Source organism: Ancylomarina sp. 16SWW S1-10-2 (genome assembly GCF_009669305.1).
Classification (GTDB): domain Bacteria; phylum Bacteroidota; class Bacteroidia; order Bacteroidales; family Marinifilaceae; genus Ancylomarina.
In genome coordinates this window covers 259,053-281,039 of record NZ_SADB01000001.1, presented here as the reverse complement: position 1 = coordinate 281,039, position 21,987 = coordinate 259,053, and the positions used below count along the sequence as shown (strand labels likewise).

Sequence of the window (21,987 nt, the reverse complement as noted above, 5' to 3'; positions counted from 1 at the left end):
GATAATGGAAGCGAAACTTATTTATCTAGTTGGTTATATGGGCTGCGGAAAATCCTATTGGGGAAAACGTCTTGCAGACTCTTTAAGCTTCGATTTTGTCGATCTTGATGATTTGATAGTAGAAAGGGAAGGTATGACAATACCTGATATTTTTAGCCAATTTGGAGAGACTTCATTTCGAGAAAGAGAACAGAAAGCTTTATTGTCGACTAAAGCGTTGACGAATTCTACTATTATTTCAACAGGAGGAGGAGCGCCTTGTTTTCATGATAATATGAGATTGATGAATACAATGGGGCAAACCTTGTTTTTGGAAGCTAGTCCACTTGTTTTAAAGCAAAATATTTTGAAGTCGGATGATGAGCGTCCAATCGTAAAATCAGTTCCCGAAAGTGAATTAGAGTCTTATATTGCCAATCATTTAAAGAGTAGATTGCCATATTATCGATTGGCAGAATTTAAATGCAATGTTGACGGTTTAAAACTAAAGGATCTTAAGCAAATTTTTAAGTGATAGTTTAATGATTAAATATAAAAATGGCTAGTCTTACAAGACTAGCCATTTTTCGTATTTACCGTTTTTCCGTTTTAAAAATCAACCATGATCTTTCTTTAAAGAGAGATTACGGTTTTAAACAAACTAATAGATTATAATGTTTCTAGTAAAGATTCAACAGCTTTTTCTAGTTGCTGATCTTCACCTTTAGTAACTTTTTCAAACTTATTTTCGACTTTAATATCTGGTTCAATTTGGCGATTCTCAATGTAATTACCTTTCATATCTTTAATACCAACTTGAGGAATACCGAATGTAATACTCTTGTCTTGAAGTCTTTCCCACCATACGGCAGTCATTGTTCCAGGAACAGGCATTCCGACTAGTTTTCCAATTTTAAGATACTGATAAGCGTAAGGAAAACCAGAAGCATCAGAGTAATTTCCTTCATTAATAAGTACTGCTGAAGGTTTCTTCCATTTCGACATGGGGTCTGATCCCATTAACTGATCGCGAGGGCTAAATTTAGCATACTCTTTACCACTCAATAAGGTAATAAGGTCATCGTGTAACCATCCTCCACCATTAAAACGAGTGTCTACGATTATAGCTTCACGATCATTATATTTACCAAGTAGTTCAGAATAAACTTTACGGAAACTTTCAGAATCCATACCTTTTACGTGAACATATCCAATTCGTCCGTTTGATAAGCTATCACACTCCTTTTGGCGGTTTTTAACCCAACGTTCATATAATAAATCACCTGTGTAAGAAATAGGTTTTACTATCTCATCCCAATGTTTTTTAGTTGTTGGATTATAAAGGCTCAATAATACTTGTTTACCTGCTTTGTGATTTAGAAGAGGATAATAACTCGTATTTTTATTTAGACTAGCACCATCAATTTTTTCAATAATAGTTCCAACTTTGATTTTAGAATCAGCCTTATCTAGTGGTCCTTTTTCAATGATTTCAGCGATTTTTAGACCATCACCTTTGTAGCTCCAATCATAAAAAGCACCTAACTTAGCAGTTCTATCACCGCTTTGTGATCCAGATCTATATCTCGCTCCTGTGTGTGAAGCATTCATTTCACCTAATAACTCACTTAACATTTCAGCATAGTCGTAGTTATTTGTGATATGAGGTAAAAATCGCTTGTATTCTTTTTTGTAGAATTCCCAATCCACACCATGCAGTTTTGGATCATAGAATTTCTTCATCATCTGACGCCATACGTGCTCAAACATGTATTCACGTTCAGCTGCTTTGTTAAGATACATTTCTGCATTATAGCTGATGTTTGTACGCTTATTGCTTGCAACATCAACTTTTATAATACTGTTGCCAGACATTAAAAATAGATTTTTTGCATCTTTGTCAAATTGCATAGCACCTCCGCCACCTCTTAAGTCTAATACTTTTTTAGTTGAATTTTCAACTAAATCGTTAACCCATAAATCGTAACCACCTTCAAATTTACTTAAGTAGAAAAGTTTTTTTCCGTCAGGTGTTAAAATTGCATCTGATAAATTCGAAGGGTTAATTGTTAAGCATATTTGACGATCGGCAAGATTTTTATAATCGAATTTTAGATCTTTTACCTCTTTATTCTTTTTATCCGATTTCTTCTTATCTTTTTTATCTTTCTTTTTATCAGAATCTTTGTCTTTAGTTTCTTCCTTTTCTTTAAGTCGTTTAGCTTCTTTCTCAACTTGTTCTTTTACTTCGCGTTCTTCTTTTGAAAGTTTAAAATCGTCGTAAGCCTCTTGTGTGAAAAATTGAGCATAAACATCATTTTGAGAACCCCAGCTACCATGACTTCTATAGCCACGTTTGTCTGTAAACCAAATCATAGCTTTACCTTTCATCGACCATTTTGCCGAATTGTCTGCGTAACCACTTTCGGTTAAGTTTTTTATGGTTTTATTACCTTGAGCGTCAACTAAAGCAACATCAGACATAAATAAGGTGTGAGGATAGAAGTTAACTAAGAACCATTTCCCATCAGGAGACCAATCGTAATACTGGTCACCATCGGTGTACGAATAATTCCATTTGGGATCAAGAATAGTACGAACCTTCTTGCTCTTTAAGTTTATAACTTTAAGTGTTGTTCGTTCTTCGAGAAAAGCAACTTCTTTTCCATCAGGAGAGAATTTAGCTTGAAAAGTTTCAGGAGCTGTTTCAAGTATAGGCTCTTCTTCCAAAAGAGTAGAGTTGGCAAAGTTTGTTTCTAAGTCACGAACTATTTTAGTCTGGTATAAATTCCAACTACCATTTCTTTCTGATGAATATAGTAAGGCTTTACCATCAGGACTGAAACTTACACTACGTTCCTGTTCTGGCGTGTTAGTAATTCTTTTTGTTGTACCATAATCAACAGAGGTAACGAATACTTCGCCACGAACGATGAAAGCAACTTCTTTTCCATTTGGAGAAACTGACATTTCACTTGCGCCACTTCTCATTTGTTTAAAAGCAATCGGATTTTCTTTGATATCAGCATTTATACTAATATCTACTTTTTTTGCTATTCCATTAGAGCTTTGTGTATAAATATCTCCATTGTAAGAGTATGCAAGTGTGTTGTTATCTGCAATACTAATAAAACGAACAGGGTTCTTGTCAAATTTAGTTACTTGAGTTAGGTTGGAAGCATCGTTAACTGGAGCTTTCCATATGTTTAAACTTCCTGTCTTTTCTGAAAGATAATAAATCTCTTTATCGTCAGGGCTAAAAATTGGGTTTAAGTCTTCGCCTATAAATGATGAGAATTTTGTGTGTGTTTTGTTTGCAGTATCATAAATCCAAATATCCCGAGTTACTGATGAGGTATGATGTTTTCTCCATTGGCTTTCGTATCCTTTTACATCTTGATATACTAATAAACTTTTATCGGAGTTGTAATGTGAAAAAAGTGCAGGTGAGGTTAGAATTTGATTTTCTCTACCACCATTTACCGATATACTATATAGCTCTGGAACAGCTCCCGATGGAAACATAGCATTTTCTGGAGTATCACTAATAATTCCTGAGAATAATATAGATTTCCCGTCTGGCGTAAAGCTACTTGGCTTTTCGTTACCCGAATTATTAGTTATTCTTTTTGGGCTTCCACCTTCAATAGAAATTGTGAAGATATCGAAATTTCCAAATCGATCTGATGAAAATGCAATTGTCTTATTATCTGGAGACCAAACTGGTTGTGTGTCGTATGCAGCATTGGATGTTAGTGCAGTCGCCATACCTCCATTAGCATCTACTTTAAAAATATCACCTTTGTATTGAAATACTAAAGTTGTACCATTGGGTGAAATTGCAGGATATCGAAGCCATGTTGGCGCTTCTGCTCCTAGTAGGCTCTTTGCAAGTGCAACTAAGAAAGTTGTAATGAAAAATAACTTTTTAATCATATCTCAGTTTATTAATTAGTAATCGAGTTTAATGGCATTCATTATTAATGAAGATAAATGCAGTCTCCATTTATTATCATAAATGATGCCAAGGTTTGTATGATGCACACTTTCAGTATATAAGTGTTTTTTTTGCCAGAAAGTATTGTTCGTGTGCGAACAAAGAGTGTACGGTTTCGAACTCTTTAAAGTATCTGCTTGCTTCCGTTTTAATTATAAATAATTCATAATGTTTTGTTATTTACTTAGTTTACAACAAATGTATATTATTGTTTGCTATAAATCGTTAAATTATTTTGGGTAAATGACACAGCCTGAAACCATATCTAAACTTCCTTTTTTTAGCTCAAGAGCCATAAAGTTAAGATCTGTAACTTCAAATGGACAAGTGATTTGAAATAAACTTGCAGGTGTGAATTTAAATTTTGGATAATAGTTTTCGTGTCCCAGTACAATAACTGAATCGTAACCTAATTTTGTGGCTTTTTGCAGACCTTTTTTAATCAATTCTGAACCAATACCTAGTCCTTGAAATTCAGGAATAACTGACATGGGAGCAAGAGCAAGCGACTCAAATTCTTCGATATCATTTTTGATTGTGATTTTAGAAAAAAGGATGTGTCCAATAATTTCATTTCCAAAGCAAGCAACTAAGGATAATTCTTTGATGAAATTTTTCTTCTTTCGTAATTTAACAATTAAATTTCCTTCGTCTTCTTGCCCAAAAGCCATGTCATTAATCATCGAAATTGTTGATATATCGTTTTTGTGCTCGGGACGGATTTGAATATTCATCGTTTAATACTTTTGGTTCAGAATTGTGATAAATATACGAAAGAAGAGATACAATGTAAAACTGGATATATTTATATCTGAATATTGAAGTCAATATTTCAAATTCAATAATTTCGATTAAAAATAGTTTTAAAAATAAGAAACTGTTATATGATGTTGTTTTTCAGTGCTTAAGTAGTAGTGTTGAGTTGTTGTTTAGACAGATAAGTACGTTTTGAATTTGGATTTATAAAAAACATCTTTACATTTGCTCATAGTTATAAGCGAATAAGCCTCTATTTTAGAGGTCATAATTTATACAGAAGAAGTGAGAGAACAGGCTCGATGAACTTCTGACAACCGCGGTTCCAAACCGAAAGGTGTCAAATCCTGACCAATTAATTGGTGAATATAAATTAGAAAGTTATGAAGACAGAAAATCATTACATCCATCAGGTAGCTTCACAGAAGCTAAATTTGCAATTAGATAGCTCATTTACTCAAATGATGCGAATGCGAATGATGATGCGTATGATTTAACGCATTCTGTCTATAAAATTTCCCCTTTTTTAGATGCCGGTGCGTATAAAACAACTCCGATGCGGGAACTCAAATCTTTTACATCTTGTGAATAATACTTTCTAATTTAATTAATTAGGATTTAGAATTATACAATCTTTTTTAATTAAGCCTTATGGGCTTAATCTTGGTGTAGTTCAATTTGTTAAGCTTTGTGCCTTTGTGAGTCAGTATATCTACACTCACTTTAATTATTTAATTCCATATAAAAATAACAAGAAAGGGTATTTCGTATAGAGAAATATTCTATCAAAAAAATAAGATCGTTATGTCTGAAAATCTAAGATTCGAAACATTACAAATACACGCAGGTCAAGAAGTTGATGCAACAACTAATTCAAGAGCAGTACCTATATATCAAACAACAGCCTATACATTCAATGATTCTAAGCATGCTGCAGACTTATTTGGTTTGAAGCAATTCGGGAATATTTATACACGTTTGCAAAACCCAACTAATGATGTCTTTGAGAAAAGAATTGCTGCACTAGAAGGCGGTGTTGCTGCCGTAGCAACAGGTTCTGGTCAGGCTGCACAATTCTTAGCACTGACAAATATTCTTGAGTGTGGCGATAATTTTATAAGTGCAGCTCAAATATATGGTGGAACTTACAATCAGTTTAAAGTTCAACTTAAGCGTTTGGGAATAGAATGTCGTTTTGTTGATATCGATGAGCCAGAAACAATTGTGCCATTGATTGATGAGAATACGAAAGCGATTTATGTGGAAGCTTTACCCAATCCAAAGTTCTCTATTCCTGATTTTGAGAAGGTCTCTGCTATTGCTAAAAAATACGATCTGCCATTGATCGTAGATAATACACTTGGTGCTGGTGGTTATTTATTCCGTCCAATTGATCATGGTGCCAATGTGGTTGTTGAATCTGCAACAAAATGGATTTGCGGTCATGGAACTGCTGTTGGTGGTGTTATTATTGATGGAGGAAATTACAATTGGGGTAACGGAAAATTCCCTCAATTTTCAGAGCCTTCAGAGGGATATCATGGTTTAGTATTTTGGGATACTTTTGGAACAGATGGTCCATTTGGAAACATTGCCTTTGCCATTCGTGCCCGAGTTGAAGGTTTAAGAGATTACGGTTGTGTACAGACTCCTTTCAATTCATTTTTATTGCTTCAAGGTTTAGAAACATTATCTCTTCGATTAGATCGTCATGTTGAAAATACTAATATTCTGGCAAAATGGCTCGAAGAACAAGATTGGGTAGAAAAAGTTAATTATCCAGGTTTACCATCTAGTCCATATTATGAGAAAGCAAAAAAATACTTCAAAAAAGGTGCTGGTTCTGTGTTAACATTCAAAGTGAAGGGTGGCAAAGAAGTGGCTGATAAATTGGTTGATGGCGTTGAATTACTTTCTCATGTTGCCAATTTGGGCGATGCTAAAACACTAATTATTCACCCAAGTTCAACAACCCATGAGCAGTTAAGCTTGGCAGAGCAGAAAGAATCTGGTGTAGAGCCAGGACTGTTAAGAATATCAGTGGGTATTGAGCATATCGAAGATATTAAGGCTGATATTGAGCAATCTGTAAAGAAGGCGATAGCGAAATAATACAATAGTTATGAAGGGTATAATCCCATTTAGGTTTTGTCTTTTTAGTCTGAGCCTAGTTGGATTACTTCTTCATATTTAGAATAAAGCTTGAAATAATAAATACTGTATAGCGTGAATCCAAAATATTTCAAACATAAAGCAGGTTTAATCTTAGAGTCCGGACAGCAGCTCGAAGACATTACCATTGCCTATCACACTTATGGGGAGTATAATCCTGAGAAGAATAATGTGATATGGGTTTGTCATGCATTGACTGCTAATTCTGATGTTTTTGATTGGTGGGCAGGTTTGTTTGGCGAAGAAGATTTCTTCAACCCAAAGGAGCACTTTATTGTTTGTGCTAATATATTGGGTTCATGCTATGGTAGTACAGGTCCTTTAAGCGAAGATTCAAAGACAGGAAAACCATTCTATCACGATTTCCCTCAACTATCAGTTCGTGATTTGGCTGCTGCTCATGAACTTTTAAGAATAGAACTAGGTATTGAAAAAATACACACTTTGATTGGCAGTTCATTGGGAGGTATGCAAGCCTTAGAATGGGCTTATAATTTAAATGAACATCTTGAGCATTTGATTTTATTGGCTAGTAATGCTCAGCACTCACCTTGGGGGATTGCTTTTAACGAATCGCAAAGAATGGCTATTGCTGTTGATTCAACTTGGAAAGAATCAAATGATTCAGCTGGATTAGAAGGAATGAAAACGGCTCGTTCCATTGCATTGTTGAGTTATAGAAATTATCAGACTTATCAGGATACGCAAAGTGAAACAGATGTTGATAAATTGGATGATTTTAAGGCAAGTTCATATCAAAATTATCAGGGACTGAAGTTAGCTAATCGTTTTAATGCTTATTCGTATTGGGAATTATCTAAAATTATGGATGGACATAATATTGGACGAGGTCGAATTTCTACAAAAAAAGCTTTAAGTCAGATAAAAGTAAAAACATTGGTTATAGGCGTAGAGTCTGATTTGTTATTCCCCGTGGCAGAACAAAAGTTTGTTTCTCAAAATATTCCAGGAGCACAGTTTACTGAAATTAATTCTTTATATGGACACGATGGTTTTTTGTTGGAACAGAGTCAGTTAATAAAGGTTATACAATCATTTTATAAATAAAATACTGTAATGAGTAAGAAGTTAAATATCGGTGTATTCGGTTTTGGAGTTGTAGGTTCTGGTTTGGCTCATGTTTTGAAAAATTCTAAGGGGCTCGATGCCTCAATTGTTAAGGTTTGTGTTAAAGATTCTACAAAGGAACGCGATTTAGCTCCAGAGGTTTTAACTCTGAATCCAGATGATATTTTGAATGATCCTGAAATTAATGTTGTTGCCGAATTGATTGATGATGCCGATGAGGCTTATAGAATTGTAAAAACAGCACTCCAGAATGGGAAACATGTTGTTTCTGCAAACAAAAAGATGTTGGCTTACCATATTGAAGAATTGATTCAATTGCAATGGAAACATAAGGTTTCATTCCTTTACGAAGCTTCTGCTTGTGGTAGTATTCCAATTATTCGAAATTTAGAGGAATATTACGATAATGATCTACTTCAGTCAGTTAGTGGTGTTTTAAATGGTTCATCTAATTATATTCTGACTAAGATATTTAATGAGGGGCTTGATTACCAGGTAGCCTTAAAGCAAGCTCAAGATTTGGGATTTGCTGAAAGTGACCCAACTTCCGATGTTGAAGGATTTGATACACTTTATAAACTGATTATTCTAACAGTTCATGGTTTTGGTTTGTTTGTTCATCCCGATCAGGTTTTCAATATTGGCATATCAAGATTGTCTGCTCACGATATTCAGCTAGCTTCTCAGAAAGGTTATAAAATTCGCTTAGTTGGTAAAGTAACAAAGGTAAATGGTAATCATGTGAACTTATTAGTTGCTCCTAAGTTTGTAAAACCAACGGAGCACGCTTATACAGTCGAAGATCAATACAATGGCGTGTTGATTCAAGGTAATTTCTACGATAATCAATTCATGTTTGGTAAAGGAGCAGGATCTCATCCAACAGGATCGGCAGTTCTTTCTGATATTACAGCTTTAGCGTATAACTATAAGTATGAATATAAGAAGTTGAAATATTATGGTGGTCTAGAATATACCAACGATATGTCAGTTCAAATTTATTTAAGATATACGAAAAAAGAAGATTTAGACTTGTTTAAGTTTTCTGAAGTATCTGAATCCTTAACTGGTAAAGATTTCAATTATGTGATTGGTAATATTAATCTTTCAGATTTAATAAAGATTAAAAAGCAGTTGGTTGATAAGGATATTTTCTTGGCTTATTTGGGTGATGAGTAAGTGAATTAGGAATTTCAAATTATGAATTACGAGATGTGAGATGCAAATTCTCATCACAAAGGGAGAGCTACCTCAACCATTATTGCCTAACTTTATAGTAAAGAAGAAGCAAGTGTTGATTAGTATCAAACCTCATAATTTTTCTTTTATTGGTGAGAACGATTTATTTTTCGTATTTTCTTTAATCAATAAGTATGGTGTAAGGTTGAATTTTACGCAGAACACGGCTGTGAGTTTTGTCTTTTGTGTGAGTCATTCATTTCGATTTATCGATGAACTTATTGCTGATTTAAAAGCGATGTATGATGTTGAACGAGAAGACGGCTTAGAATTAATTACTGTACGTCATTATACACCATCTACAATTGCCGAAATTACCGAAGGATATCGTATTTTAATAGAACAAAAGAATAAAGATACTGCCATATTTTTAAGTCAAGGCAGCCAAAATATATACGTAGACGACGCATGTTGTGTACAAAAAAAAAGACAATAATATGACATCGATAAAAGAGATATTAAAGAAACAAATTTTGGTGTTGGATGGAGCTATGGGTACCATGATCCAATCCTTTGAATTGTCAGAAGCTGATTTTCGTGGTGAGCGTTTTGCTAATTTTTCTTTTGATCAGAAAGGCCATAACGATTTATTAACTTTAACTCAGCCTGATATTATTAAGTCGATTCATAAAGACTTTTTGAAAGCAGGAGCTCATATTATTGAAACCAATACGTTTAATTCCAATGCTATTTCGCTTGTTGATTATGGTTTGGAAGATTTGTCTTACGAATTAAACTTTGAGGCCGCGAAGAACGCTCGTGAAGTGATTGCCGAAATTCAAAAAATAGATGCTTCAATTCCTCGTTGGGTAGCTGGTGCTATTGGTCCTACCAATAAAACAGCATCCATGTCGCCTAAGGTCGAAGATCCTGGTTATCGTGATGTTTCTTTCGACGATATGGTACGAATTTACACTGAGCAAATTAAGGGTTTGATTGATGGAGGTGTTGATGTCCTTTTGATTGAAACAATATTTGATACGCTTAATGCCAAAGCTGCGGTTTTTGCTGCTGATGAAATCCTAAGCGAAAGAGATCTTGATATGCCAATCATGATTTCGGGTACAATTACCGATAATAGTGGAAGAACTCTTTCTGGTCAAACTTTGGAGGCTTTTGTGACTTCGATGAAAACTGATCGTCTTTTAAGTTTAGGTTTGAATTGTGCTTTTGGAGCTAAAGATTTGGTTCCTTATATCGAACAGCTTGATAAGTTAATTCCAGTTTATATGAGTGTATATCCAAATGCAGGATTACCAAACGAACTCGGAGAATACGACGAGACTGCTGAAGAAATGGCCTCTGATCTTCAAACCTTATTAAAAGGGGAGAAGATAAATATAGTAGGAGGATGTTGTGGAACTCGTCCTGAGCATATTCGAGCACTGGCTGAGGCTGTAAAAGGCGAAAAGCCACGTCAATTACCAGTTATAAAGCCCGAAACTTGTTTGAGTGGACTTGAGCTTCTAAGAATTAATTCGCTATCTAATTTTGTAAATATTGGAGAACGAACCAATGTGGCTGGTTCTCGAAAATTTGCGCGATTAATTGGTGAGAAAAAATATGAAGAGGCTTTATCAATTGCTCGTAATCAGGTTGATAATGGAGCTCAGATTATTGATGTAAACATGGATGATGCCATGTTGGATGCAGAACTTGAAATGGTTACTTTCTTGAAGCTCTTGGTATCGGAACCAGAGATTTCTCGTGTGCCAATCATGATTGATTCATCAAAATGGTCAGTTATAGAAGAAGGTTTAAAGTGTGTGCAAGGTAAATGTGTTGTGAACTCTATTTCAATGAAAGAGGGTGAAGCTGAGTTTATCGATCATGCACGTAAGATAAAAAGATATGGTGCGGCGGCTGTTATAATGGCTTTCGACGAAAAAGGTCAAGCCGATACCTATGAACGTCGTATTGAAATTTGTGGTAGAGCTTACAAACTATTAACCGAGGTGGTTAAGTTTCCTTCTGAGGATATTATTTTTGATCCTAATGTGTTGGCAATTGCGACTGGAATTGAAGAGCATAATAACTACGCTGTTGATTATATAAAAACGGTAAAGTGGATTAAGGCGAATTTACCTAATGCTAAAATTAGTGGTGGTATTAGTAATTTATCTTTTTCTTTCCGTGGTAATAATATGGTGAGAGAAGCGATGCATTCGGTCTTTCTTTATTATGCTATAAAGGAAGGTTTGGATATGGGAATCGTTAATCCAGGCATGTTGCAAATTTACGATGAGATAGAACCCGAACTTCTGAAAAAAGTTGAAGATGTTGTTCTAAATCGTCATCCAGAGGCAACAGAGCAATTGATTGAGTTTGCAGAAAGCGTGAAGTCGAAAGGAAAAGCTCAAGTGAAAACCGATGTGTGGAGAGAGAAACCAGTTAAAGAACGCTTGTCTTATTCATTGGTTAAGGGAATTACTGATTATATCGATGAAGATGCCGAGGAAGCTCGTCAACTCTATCCTAGAGCTCTCGAAGTAATCGAAGGGCCATTAATGGATGGGATGAATATTGTTGGTGATCTTTTTGGATCGGGAAAAATGTTCTTACCTCAGGTTGTGAAATCGGCCAGAGTAATGAAAAAGGCCGTGGCACATCTTCAACCTTTTATCGAAGACGAGAAAAAGGGGTTAGCTGCAAGTAATGCGGGTAAAATTCTGATGGCAACGGTTAAGGGAGATGTTCACGATATTGGTAAAAATATTGTTGGTGTTGTCTTAGGCTGTAACAATTTTGAGGTGATTGACCTTGGTGTTATGGTTCCTTGTGCTAAAATTTTAGAAGTCGCTCTTGAACAAAAAGTTGATGCCATTGGTTTAAGTGGTTTAATTACGCCTTCGCTTGAGGAAATGTCCTTTGTTGCCAAAGAAATGGAACGGTTGGGATTAGATATTCCTTTGGTTGTTGGTGGAGCTACAACATCAGAATTACATACTGCTGTTAAAATTGAGCCAAATTACTCAAATGGAGTTGTGTATGTTGCCGATGCTTCAAAATCGGTTAATGTATTCAAAAATCTATGCAATAAAGAGAAGCGTGGCGCCTATTTAAAAGATATTCATGCTCAATATGATGCGGTTCGTGAGGCTTATGCTAAGGAAAAATCAGCGGAATATTTCACCATTGAACAAGCTCGTGCTAATAAGGAAAAAATTGATTGGAGAACTTCGCCAATTTATAAAGCCAATAAGTTAGGCTTACAGGTTGAGCGTCATTTTCCAGTAAGTGAAATTCGTAAATATATCGATTGGACTTTCTTCTTTGTGGCTTGGGAGCTAAAGTGCATGTATCCCGAAATTATGGATGATGTTCATTTTAAGGATGAGGCTAAAAAGCTTTTTGATGATGCCAATTTAATGTTGGATGAGATTGAGGAGAAAAACTTGATTGAAGCAGCTGCTGTTTTTGGTATATTCCCTGCTAATTCTTTGGGAGATGATATTGTCATTTATTCCGATGAACAAAGATCATCTGAGTTAACCCGATTTACCAATATACGTCAGCAAGAAAAGTTTCCTAAGGGGCTTAGTAATCTTTGTTTGTCAGATTTTGTAGCACCTATAGAATCTGAGCGTATTGATTATGTAGGTGCTTTTGTAGCAACTGCTGGCTTGGGTATTGAAGAAAGTTTAGCCAAATATGCTGAAGATTTCGATGACTATAAGAGTATCATGATAAAGGTGCTTGCCGATAGATTGGCCGAGGCTTATACGGAGTTGCTTCACGATAGAGTTCGAAGACAAGATTGGGGATATGCACCGAACGAAGATCTAACGATTGAAGAGAAACTTCGTGAAAAGTATCAGGGAATTCGTCCAGCGTTTGGTTACCCATCTTTACCAGAGCATTCAGAAAAACAGGTGCTTTGGGATTTCTTGAATGTTGAGGAAAATATTGGAGCTACACTTACCGAGAATTTTGCCATGTATCCAACAGCAACGGTAAGTGGTCTGTACTTCGCTCATCCTGATGCCTTGTATTTTAGTACAGGAAAAATTCAAGATGATCAGATTAAGGATTATGCAAAAAGAAGAAATATGAGTGAAGAACAGGCTCAAGAATATTTAAAAACAATATAAGATTTCACAATCTTAACTATTAACCAGTCAGGGTGGTATAACCATATTTAAAAATTACCACCTTGATATTTTATACCAAGAGATGAAAGTAATTGACCACATCAATCAAGCCATAGAAAATAAAACCACACATTTTTCTTTTGAGCTGCTTCCTCCTCGTAAGGGGAATAGTATTTATAAAGTTTTCGATACGATTGATAAGCTTAAGGAGTTCGATCCTAAGTACATTAATATTACTTCACATTGCGATGAGGTGATTTTTGCAGAATCAGCCAATGGTAGTTTTCAAAAAAGAATAACCAATAAACGTCCTGGTACGGTTGCTGTAGCTGCTGCAATTAAGAATAAATATAAAATCACAGTTGTACCGCATGTTATCTGTCAGGGGTTTACACCCGAGGAAACCGAAAATGCATTAATTGATTTAAATTTTCTAGACATTCAAGATCTCCTTTTGCTTAGAGGCGATTCTTCTAAACGTCATGATTTTGCTGCTAAGGATTCTGGTCATAAATATGCGATTGATCTTATTGAACAAGTTAATCAGGTTAATAGTGGAAATTACTCGGATGGAACACATACCGAAGCTTTCGAAACGCCTTTTTCTTATGGAATAGCAGGATATCCAGAGAAGCACTCAGAGGCTCCAAATTTAGATTCAGATATTTTTCACCTAAAGAAAAAAGTTGATGCTGGAGCAAAATATATTGTAACACAAATGTTCTTCGATAACCAGAAGTTTTTTGAGTTTGAAAAGAAGATTCGTGCTGCGGGGATTACTGTTCCTCTAATTCCAGGCTTAAAACCAATATCTGCACTTAGTCAGTTAAATTTATTGCCTCAGGTTTTTAATGTCGATATTCCAGAAGAATTAGCTGCTGAACTTCGAAAATGTAAAACCAACGATCAAGTGAAAGTTGTTGGTACCGAATGGGGCATTCAGCAATCTAAAGAATTGATTAAACATGGTGTACCATCATTGCACTATTACTCTTTTATGGCGAGTAATTGCGTTAGAGATATTGCTAAGGTGATTTTTTAGTCTCTTGATATAAACAAGAATACTCCGTTAGTGCCAGCTTATAGCTCGTTCTCTGCGAAATAGAAATAAATTGAAGCCACTTGCAGAATTGCGAGTGGCTTTTATTTTTGTAGTACTGACCCCAAACCCCTAAAGGGGCTTCTGTTAGTCTTTTTTAATACATTTAGGTGGAAATTGAGATCGTATTTTCATTCATTAAAATTCATTGTTGAGGCTGATGGCGGAATACATCAATCTCCAGAGCAAAAAGAATATGACATTGCAAGAGAGGTAGAAATGCGAGTGGTTTTTGTTGTTTTTTGACTCCATTCCGAGAGTTTTTAGAACCGTAAAAGTGGCAAATGAAATGAGACTTATAAAATGTGTTTTTTTGTTTTTTTTAGTTCCCTTTAGGGGATTAGGGGTAGACGTGCAGTTAAAGCGATGATGAGGTGGAGTTGAATGTTTTTTTTGCATAAATGTCCACACATTGCTCTTGCGGGTATTTATAACAAACTTATAATATGTTTTACAGTATTTATACTTGATGTTTAGTCTTAATTCGTAAATTTAGAAATCCTAAGAATCAGACTCTTGCAAAAATTAAAAGTCCATTAGATGTAATTCTGATGGATAACAACAACTTATAACAAATAAGCAGGCTAAGTGTATTGCTCTTTAGTCATAAGTTAGACACAAATTACCATTATGAATAACACAGTTTTAGAAGAGAACATAGCCAAAGAGATAATAGAAAATAATCTCAGATGTGAGTATGAAACTTTTTCTAAATATGCATGCTACAGTAATCAGGCAGAAAGGTTTAAAGAAGGAAAAGTGCCAGATAAAACTAATATAAGACCTGCATTTTTTCATGACACTGATAGGATTATCCATTCTCTAGCTTATACAAGGTATATTGATAAAACTCAGGTTTTTTATTTATTTGAAAATGACCACATAACTCATAGAGTACTTCATGTACAATTAGTGTCCAAAATAGCAAGGGTAATTGGACGAGCTTTATCACTTAATGAAGATTTAATTGATGCAATTGCATTAGGTCATGACCTTGGGCATGTTCCTTATGGTCATGATGGAGAAAGAAAACTAGATGAACTGCTTAATAAACAGACTGGGGAGCACTTTTGTCATAATGCACAAAGTGTTCGTGCACTTCAGATGCTTGAAAACAAAGGGGAAGGTTTAAATCTTTCATTGCAAGTTTTAGATGGAATTCTTTGCCATAATGGTGAACTAATGTTGAAAGAATATAAACCAGATTATTCTAAGACAAAAGAAAGGTTCTTCCAAGAATATAATAACTGTTGGTCTGTAAAAGGGGCAAGCAAATCAATTATTTCAATGACACTTGAAGGATGTGTCATGAGAATATCAGATGTTATTGCCTACATAGGAAGAGATTTAGAGGATGCCATAACTCTAGGACTTATTAAAAGAGTTGATATTCCTAAATCTATTACGGACATAATTGGAAACACGAATGCTTCAATAATAAATAATTTTGCATTAGATATAATAAACAATAGCTACGGTAAGGACTTTATAAAGTTATCTGATGAAAAGTTTGAAGCGATAAAAGAGTTTTATGAATTTAGTACTAAAAATATTTATCAAAATCCTAAAAAGTCACATCAAGACGAGAAAATTAAGAATATGTTTGATGTACTTTTTAAAATCTACTTAAATGATTTGGAATCAGGGATAGGGATATCTTCAATTTCTAAGTTTTATTTACCAAATATGAATGAAGACTATTTGAAAAATTATTCTAATCCTAAAATTGTGTGTGATTATATTGCAGGTATGACCGATGATTTTTTTAATAAAGAATTTAAAGATGTGATGATTCCTCATAGTTTTGGTTATAAAGTATAAAACAATAATAAAGCTGTGTCTAACAACTAAGCGTTCGTGTGGCAGGAACTGCCCAACATGTTTCGAAGAACAGTGAGCTCACGACCAGAGTGAGTAAGATCACTAACATACGGTGGGTTGACGTAACCGATGATAGAATTGCTACTTTATGGGGAATGATCTAATTTGCGGAACTTTTAGGAAAGGGAATCTTGCAATAGGAAGCCCTTTATGTTGCAATGATTTCAGAAATACTGAAAAGCTGTAGGTTTATCTACAGCTTTTTTTGTATTTAAGAGATTTCACAATTGGATATCATTTGCGGAGATCCGTATAATCAGTGGGACTCTATTTAAGCAAATTTATCAATAATCTTCTGTGCTGTTACTTCTGATAGTTTGATATTCGATTCCTGAGTCCAGCCTCCAACGTGAGGACTTAATAGAACATTTTCGGCATCAATTAAATATTTGAAGTCTTCGGGAAGTTCATTGGCATGTAAATCTTCGAAAGAGGCTTTTTCATATTCCAATACATCAAGACATGCACCACGAACATGACCTGTTTTAAGGTGTTTAACCAAATCAGAAATCTTTACAATTTTGCCTCGAGCTGTGTTAATAAGGAAGAATGGTTTCTTAAATTTGCCTAAGAAATCATCATTTACCATAAACATGGTTTCTTCTGTTTGAGGGGTATGTAAACTTAGAATATCACAATTGTCGAAGAGATCTTGAAGTTGTTTTTCTTCACAGAACTCATCAGAATAACCAAATTTGTATTTATCGTAAGCAATTACTTTACATCCGAAACCTTTTAGGCGTTGTGCAAAAGCATTACCCATGTTGCCATAGCCAATAATACCAACGGTTTTACCTTTAATTTCTAAGCCCCGATTTTCTTCTCGTCGCCACATACCATTGCTCACCTCAGCATTGCATCGGCAAAGATTATTGAACAAACATAGAAGCATACCCAAGGCGTGTTCACCAACTGCATCACGATTTCCTTCTGGCGCATTAAAGCAAGTAATTCCCTTACTTTCGGCATAGGGAACGTCTATGTTTTCAAGACCAGCTCCAACTCGACCAATAAATTTCAGACGGGTAGCTTTGTCAAGTTCTGCTTTGCTTAGGGTAAATTTGCTGCGAATAATAAAACCATCGAATTGATCGAATATGTCAAGCATTTCGTCCTTACTCAATTCTGGTGTGTATTGGCAGTTGAAACCTGCTTTCTCCAGCATTTCAAGTAAGCGTGAGTGTGTAGAATCTATAAATAAAACTCTTAATTGATCTTTGTTCATTTTTGCTTAAGTTCTTGTCATGTTTAGGATGAGAGGTTTGGTCATCTTACTCATTTCCTAAATTCACTACAAAACTAGCTCTATATCCTCTAACTTTATTGTTTTCCTCACGAATTTCATAGCCAAACATGATAGATTTAACCTTTTTTTGAAGTTGAAAGCTTGATTTATCCCAATACCATTCTTCTTTGAATTGAATATTGCCAATATGATTTTCGTCACCATTTTTTTTAAGAATAGCTTCTATCTCTGATTTTGAGAGTTGATGATTGTCGTAATAATCAAAGGCTTTTAATTTGCCATTAATTACAGCCCCTATAATATCTCTCGACATCAATTTCACATCGGTGTTCTCTAAACATTTAGATTGCCATTCATCATCAATGTCAGGATTCTTTATAAGAACTTCATAAGTTATTGGATTTGTAATAGTAACTCCCTTGTTAAGAGGAGTTAGGTTGTTTTTTTTGCTGTTTGGAGACTCACAAGATGGAAATGCAAGCGAAGCAAACAGAGCTAGTAATAGAAGTGCGTTTGCTTTTTTCATGATAAATATTTTGGGGTAGTTATATTAATATCAGGTAATGATAATCCTATTGAATTATCATTACCCTTATTTTTGAGTCGGTTTTATCTAGTAAAAGTTAATCGTTTACCACGACTATTATTGTCAATTTTCCCTTGATTATAAACTAGTTTTCCATTAACAAAAGTTTGCTCTACTTTGTAATGAAAACTATCACCCTCGAAAGGCGACCAAGCACATTTATATAGGATGTTTTCCTTATTTACTGTCCATTCATTTTCTGATAAAAGAACAAGATCGGCGAAATAACCTTTACGAATATATCCTCTTTTTTCAACTTGGAATATATCAGCAGGAGCATGGCACATTTTTTCAATTACTTTTTCAAAGCTTAATTTACCTTGATGAGCAAATTCAAGCATGGTAACAAGTGAATGTTGAACCAATGGTCCACCACCTGCAGCTTGCATATAATTTCCATCCTTTTCTTCAACAGTATGAGGCGCATGATCTGTGGCAACTACATCTAAGCGGTCGTCAAGTAGTGCTTCCCACAATTTGTTTTGGTCATTAGCGGTTTTAATAGCCGGATTCCATTTGATTCTAGCTTTTCTACTCGCATAGTCCGAATCGTTGAATCTAAGATGATGTACACAAACTTCTGCAGTAATTTTTTTATCCTTTGAGGGAATTTTATTGTCAAAAAGATCCATTTCTATTCCGCTTGAAAGATGAAGGATATGAAGACGCGTGTTGTATTTTTTAGCTAACTCAATTGCTTTTGATGAAGATTTATAACAAGCTTCTGCCGATCGAATTTTACCATGGTGTTCCATAGAAATATCGTCGCCATATTTCTTACGATATGTTTCAAGATTAGCATCAATCATTGGTGAATTTTCGCAATGTGTTGCGATTAAAAGAGGTGCTTTTTCAAAAATTTGAGAAAGAGTCTCTATATCATCAACTAGCATATTACCGGTTGATGAACCCATAAATATTTTAATTCCACATACATTTTTCGGATTCGTTTTTATGACTTCTTCCAAATTGGTATTTGAGGCTCCCATATAAAATGAGTAGTTTGCTAATGATTTTTTAGCACCCAACTCATAACGCTCAGCAAGTAATTCCTGGGTAAGTGTTTGAGGCTTTACATTAGGCATATCCATAAACGAAGTTGTTCCTCCAGCTACAGCAGCTCTCGATTCTGTAAACAAATCACCTTTTTGAGGCATTCCCGGATCACGGAAATGAACCTGATCGTCAATAACTCCTGGTATTAACAATTTGCCTGAAGCATCAATGACTTTCCAATCAGCCTCTATTATAGTAGGTTCACCTGAGTAAATTTCTTCAATAAGATCATCTTTAATTAAAACGCTTCCTTTAAATTGTTTGCCTTCATTAATAATTTTGGCATTTTTAATCAGTAGAGTAGTCATTGTGGTTGTTTAATAGTTTCAAAATTTCAATATGCAAATTAAGAATTTAGAAATGGAAATCATCATTTGTTGGTCTTAATAAGTATTTGATCTGTAAAAAAAAATGCGGATACACCAAAAACTTCTTCATTTAATAAATTGAAACGAAGAAGTGTTTATGTAGTAGAATGATAAAAGGAATTAGGCTCTTTTATATTTTATGAAGTAACTACGAAGTTTCATTTTGATAACACCCCAAAAGGCTTCATTAAAAATACCACCACTCATTTTAGATGTTCCTTCTGTTCTATCTGTAAATATGATTGGTACCTCAATAATATTGAAACCAAATTTCCAAGTTGTAAATTTCATCTCTATTTGGAAAGCATAACCTATGAATCGAATTTTATCTAGTTCAATGGTTTCTAGAACTTTTCTGGTATAACAGATAAAACCAGCAGTGGCATCGTGTACATTCATTCCGGTTACAAATCGCACATATTTAGATGCGAAGTAAGACATTAATACACGTCCCATTGGCCAGTTGACAACATTTACACCAGATACATAACGTGAACCAATTGCTAAATCGCCACCTTTATTGGCGCAAGCATCGTGTAAATGAATTAAATCTTCAGGATTATGAGAAAAATCGGCATCCATTTCGAAAATGTAGTTGTAGTCTCGGGCTAAGCACCATTTGAAACCATCAATGTATGCTGTTCCTAATCCTAATTTACCTTTTCGTTCTAGGATGTGAAGTTGTGAGAATTCTTTCTGCAAATTCTTTACGATATCAGCTGTTCCATCAGGAGAATTATCTTCTACAATTAAGATATCGAAATCAATACTAAGAGAGACTACTTTCCTAATTATAGCTTCGATGTTTTCTTTCTCGTTGTATGTTGGAATAATAACAATGCGATCAGTCACAAATAAAGAATTTAAAGTTGAGAATTTATTTTCACTACGAATATAGTATTTCTGAATGATATGCTGCCTTATGCTTACGTTAAAAAGTGATAAATAGATATCTTAAAAAAAGGATACATGTTTTAAAGATTAAAATCAATTTTATTGATCTACTGTGAAATCTAAGTAATTAAATATACATTTGCATCGAAGATTGGTGTTAAACCAGCTTCAACATATTTATTGTTTCTTCAGGGCAGGGTGTAATTCCCGACCGGCGGTGATAGTCCGCGAATCGAAAGATTGAACTGGTGTGATTCCAGTACCGACAGTAGAGTCTGGATGGTAGAAGAAAACAAGCATTCAATTTGATTGATGTTTCCATTGGGGTATTCCCTTTGGTCGATAATATTATTAAGCCCTGAATAGTTATGCTATTCAGGGCTTTTTTGTTTTTTGTTTAAAACCGATTTTATTTTGAGAACAGATCAAGATTATAAATACATGCACTTAGCCTACAATCTAGCTAAAAAAGGATGTGGTGGCGTAAACCCCAATCCTTTGGTAGGTGCAGTTATTGTGAAGGACGATATAATAATTGGTGAAGGGTATCATGAGATTTTTGGTGGTCCACATGCCGAGGTAAATGCTTTTCGTTCAGCAAAGGAATCTGTTGAAGGTGCTACCATGTATGTAACATTAGAACCTTGTTCTCATTATGGTAAAACACCGCCTTGTGCTCAAGCAATAGTTGATAATAAAATTGCTCGAGTTGTCATTGGAATATTAGATCCGAATCCGTTGGTGTCTGGTCGAGGAGCGAAGCTTTTAAAAGAACATGGTATTGAAGTCGAATCTGATTTTTTAAGTGCGGAATTGACTCAACTCAATCGTGTTTTTCTGAAGTTTATTCAAAATAAGAAGCCTTATGTCGTTATGAAAACGGCTATGACTTTGGATGGTAAAATTGCATCTAGAACAGGTGATTCACGTTGGGTTTCGAATGAACAATCGAGAGCAAGAGTTCACGAGTTAAGAAATGAGTTGATGTCTATTATGGTGGGTGTGAATACGGTGATTGCTGATGATCCAATTTTAACGACTCGTTTGGAGGAAAATAAAAAAGGAAGAAACCCAATTCGAATTGTAGTCGACAGTAAAGCTAGAATTCCATTGGAATCAAAAATATTAAATACGACTACCGAAGCCAAAACTATTGTCGCAGTTACAGCTGCTGCAGATCAATCAAAAATTGATCAGATTGAAGGTTTAGGTAATGAAGTGCTGGTTGTAGGCGATAAAGCTGGAAGAGTAGATCTAAATCAACTCGTATCAATTTTGGGAGAAAAAGGAATTGATGGTATTCTTTTGGAGGGCGGAGCGACATTGAATTATGCTGCTCTTGAATCTAAAATAGTTGATGAGGTGCATGCTTATATTGCTCCAAAAATAATTGGTGGTAGCGAAGCGAAAACGGCAGTTGGTGGTAAAGGAATTGAAAAGATGAATGATGCAGTGAACTTGCAGAATATTCGTTTTGAAAATATAGCTGATGACTTATTAGTTATTGGTGATGTAGTCTATTAAGGATAAAAGT

General features: G+C 34.9%; 15 protein-coding genes and 2 riboswitches. Of the genes, 9 read left to right on the top strand and 6 right to left on the bottom strand.

Annotated elements, in window-relative coordinates; translation table 11 throughout:
• Positions 1-4: 4 nt before the first annotated feature.
• Positions 5-514: a shikimate kinase gene (locus tag EMN46_RS01275; RefSeq protein WP_154198856.1), complete on the top strand. Its 510-nt coding sequence runs from the start codon at positions 5-7 to the stop codon at positions 512-514.
• 134 nt (positions 515-648) lie between these two features.
• Here the strand turns inward: EMN46_RS01275 and EMN46_RS01270 are convergent, their stop codons facing one another.
• Together EMN46_RS01270 and EMN46_RS01265 are read right to left on the bottom strand one after the other, a co-directional pair.
• Complete coding sequence (locus EMN46_RS01270) at positions 649-3,915, bottom strand: S41 family peptidase (RefSeq protein ID WP_154198855.1); 3,267 nt, start codon at positions 3,913-3,915, stop codon at positions 649-651.
• Positions 3,916-4,206: 291 nt separating this feature from the next.
• The gene (locus EMN46_RS01265) at positions 4,207-4,710 is read right to left on the bottom strand and encodes a GNAT family N-acetyltransferase (RefSeq protein ID WP_154198854.1); all 504 of its coding nucleotides are present in this window, start codon (positions 4,708-4,710) and stop codon (positions 4,207-4,209) included.
• 291 nt (positions 4,711-5,001) lie between these two features.
• A riboswitch (SAM riboswitch) is annotated at positions 5,002-5,107 on the top strand.
• 429 nt (positions 5,108-5,536) lie between these two features.
• On the opposite strand from EMN46_RS01265, the gene EMN46_RS01260 reads away from it, so the two are divergent.
• The 7 genes from EMN46_RS01260 to EMN46_RS01230 all read left to right on the top strand — a co-directional run bounded on the left by EMN46_RS01260 (position 5,537) and on the right by EMN46_RS01230 (position 16,243).
• A complete protein-coding gene (locus EMN46_RS01260) occupies positions 5,537-6,844 on the top strand; it encodes an O-acetylhomoserine aminocarboxypropyltransferase/cysteine synthase family protein (RefSeq protein ID WP_154198853.1) in 1,308 nt (435 codons plus the stop codon).
• A gap of 114 nt (positions 6,845-6,958) precedes the next feature.
• On the top strand, positions 6,959-7,972 hold the full coding sequence (gene metX, locus EMN46_RS01255) for a homoserine O-acetyltransferase (RefSeq protein WP_368667478.1): 1,014 nt from the start codon (positions 6,959-6,961) through the stop codon (positions 7,970-7,972).
• A 9-nt stretch (positions 7,973-7,981) separates the two neighbouring features.
• Positions 7,982-9,172 carry a homoserine dehydrogenase gene (locus tag EMN46_RS01250; RefSeq protein WP_154198851.1) on the top strand — a complete coding sequence of 397 codons (1,191 nt, stop codon included), beginning with the start codon at positions 7,982-7,984 and terminating at the stop codon, positions 9,170-9,172.
• A 40-nt stretch (positions 9,173-9,212) separates the two neighbouring features.
• On the top strand, positions 9,213-9,668 hold the full coding sequence (locus EMN46_RS01245) for a hypothetical protein (RefSeq protein WP_154198850.1): 456 nt from the start codon (positions 9,213-9,215) through the stop codon (positions 9,666-9,668).
• A gap of 1 nt (position 9,669) precedes the next feature.
• Positions 9,670-13,323, top strand: coding sequence for a methionine synthase (metH, locus tag EMN46_RS01240; protein WP_154198849.1), 3,654 nt, complete (start codon positions 9,670-9,672; stop codon positions 13,321-13,323).
• A gap of 82 nt (positions 13,324-13,405) precedes the next feature.
• Positions 13,406-14,365 carry a methylenetetrahydrofolate reductase gene (locus EMN46_RS01235; protein ID WP_154198848.1) on the top strand — a complete coding sequence of 320 codons (960 nt, stop codon included), beginning with the start codon at positions 13,406-13,408 and terminating at the stop codon, positions 14,363-14,365.
• A 687-nt stretch (positions 14,366-15,052) separates the two neighbouring features.
• Complete coding sequence (locus tag EMN46_RS01230; protein WP_154198847.1) at positions 15,053-16,243, top strand: deoxyguanosinetriphosphate triphosphohydrolase family protein; 1,191 nt, start codon at positions 15,053-15,055, stop codon at positions 16,241-16,243.
• A gap of 331 nt (positions 16,244-16,574) precedes the next feature.
• Here the strand turns inward: EMN46_RS01230 and EMN46_RS01225 are convergent, their stop codons facing one another.
• The 4 genes from EMN46_RS01225 to EMN46_RS01210 all read right to left on the bottom strand — a co-directional run bounded on the left by EMN46_RS01225 (position 16,575) and on the right by EMN46_RS01210 (position 20,411).
• Positions 16,575-17,528, bottom strand: a complete 954-nt coding sequence (locus EMN46_RS01225; RefSeq protein WP_154198846.1) for an NAD(P)-dependent oxidoreductase — start codon at positions 17,526-17,528, stop codon at positions 16,575-16,577.
• 46 nt (positions 17,529-17,574) lie between these two features.
• The gene (locus EMN46_RS01220) at positions 17,575-18,075 is read right to left on the bottom strand and encodes a hypothetical protein (protein WP_154198845.1); all 501 of its coding nucleotides are present in this window, start codon (positions 18,073-18,075) and stop codon (positions 17,575-17,577) included.
• A gap of 83 nt (positions 18,076-18,158) precedes the next feature.
• The gene (locus EMN46_RS01215; protein WP_154198844.1) at positions 18,159-19,499 is read right to left on the bottom strand and encodes a dihydroorotase; all 1,341 of its coding nucleotides are present in this window, start codon (positions 19,497-19,499) and stop codon (positions 18,159-18,161) included.
• Positions 19,500-19,679: 180 nt separating this feature from the next.
• Positions 19,680-20,411: a polyprenol monophosphomannose synthase gene (locus EMN46_RS01210; protein WP_368667477.1), complete on the bottom strand. Its 732-nt coding sequence runs from the start codon at positions 20,409-20,411 to the stop codon at positions 19,680-19,682.
• Positions 20,412-20,633: 222 nt separating this feature from the next.
• A riboswitch (FMN riboswitch) is annotated at positions 20,634-20,748 on the top strand.
• A gap of 119 nt (positions 20,749-20,867) precedes the next feature.
• Between EMN46_RS01210 and ribD the strand changes: the two genes are divergently transcribed.
• Entirely contained in the window at positions 20,868-21,977 is a 1,110-nt protein-coding gene (ribD, locus tag EMN46_RS01205) for a bifunctional diaminohydroxyphosphoribosylaminopyrimidine deaminase/5-amino-6-(5-phosphoribosylamino)uracil reductase RibD (protein ID WP_229130233.1), read from the top strand.
• The last annotated feature ends 10 nt before the right edge of the window (positions 21,978-21,987 follow it).

Bases quoted from the DNA above. Each gene is read 5' to 3' on its own strand.
- EMN46_RS01275 (WP_154198856.1), top strand. From the start codon at position 5: ATGGAAGCGAAACTTATTTATCTAGTTGGTTATATGGGCTGCGGAAAA.
- EMN46_RS01270 (WP_154198855.1), bottom strand. From the start codon at position 3,915: ATGATTAAAAAGTTATTTTTCATTACAACTTTCTTAGTTGCACTTGCA.
- EMN46_RS01265 (WP_154198854.1), bottom strand. From the start codon at position 4,710: ATGAATATTCAAATCCGTCCCGAGCACAAAAACGATATATCAACAATT.
- EMN46_RS01260 (WP_154198853.1), top strand. From the start codon at position 5,537: ATGTCTGAAAATCTAAGATTCGAAACATTACAAATACACGCAGGTCAA.
- EMN46_RS01250 (WP_154198851.1), top strand. From the start codon at position 7,982: ATGAGTAAGAAGTTAAATATCGGTGTATTCGGTTTTGGAGTTGTAGGT.
- EMN46_RS01245 (WP_154198850.1), top strand. From the start codon at position 9,213: ATGCAAATTCTCATCACAAAGGGAGAGCTACCTCAACCATTATTGCCT.
- metH (WP_154198849.1), top strand. From the start codon at position 9,670: ATGACATCGATAAAAGAGATATTAAAGAAACAAATTTTGGTGTTGGAT.
- EMN46_RS01235 (WP_154198848.1), top strand. From the start codon at position 13,406: ATGAAAGTAATTGACCACATCAATCAAGCCATAGAAAATAAAACCACA.
- EMN46_RS01230 (WP_154198847.1), top strand. From the start codon at position 15,053: ATGAATAACACAGTTTTAGAAGAGAACATAGCCAAAGAGATAATAGAA.
- EMN46_RS01225 (WP_154198846.1), bottom strand. From the start codon at position 17,528: ATGAACAAAGATCAATTAAGAGTTTTATTTATAGATTCTACACACTCA.
- EMN46_RS01220 (WP_154198845.1), bottom strand. From the start codon at position 18,075: ATGAAAAAAGCAAACGCACTTCTATTACTAGCTCTGTTTGCTTCGCTT.
- EMN46_RS01215 (WP_154198844.1), bottom strand. From the start codon at position 19,499: ATGACTACTCTACTGATTAAAAATGCCAAAATTATTAATGAAGGCAAA.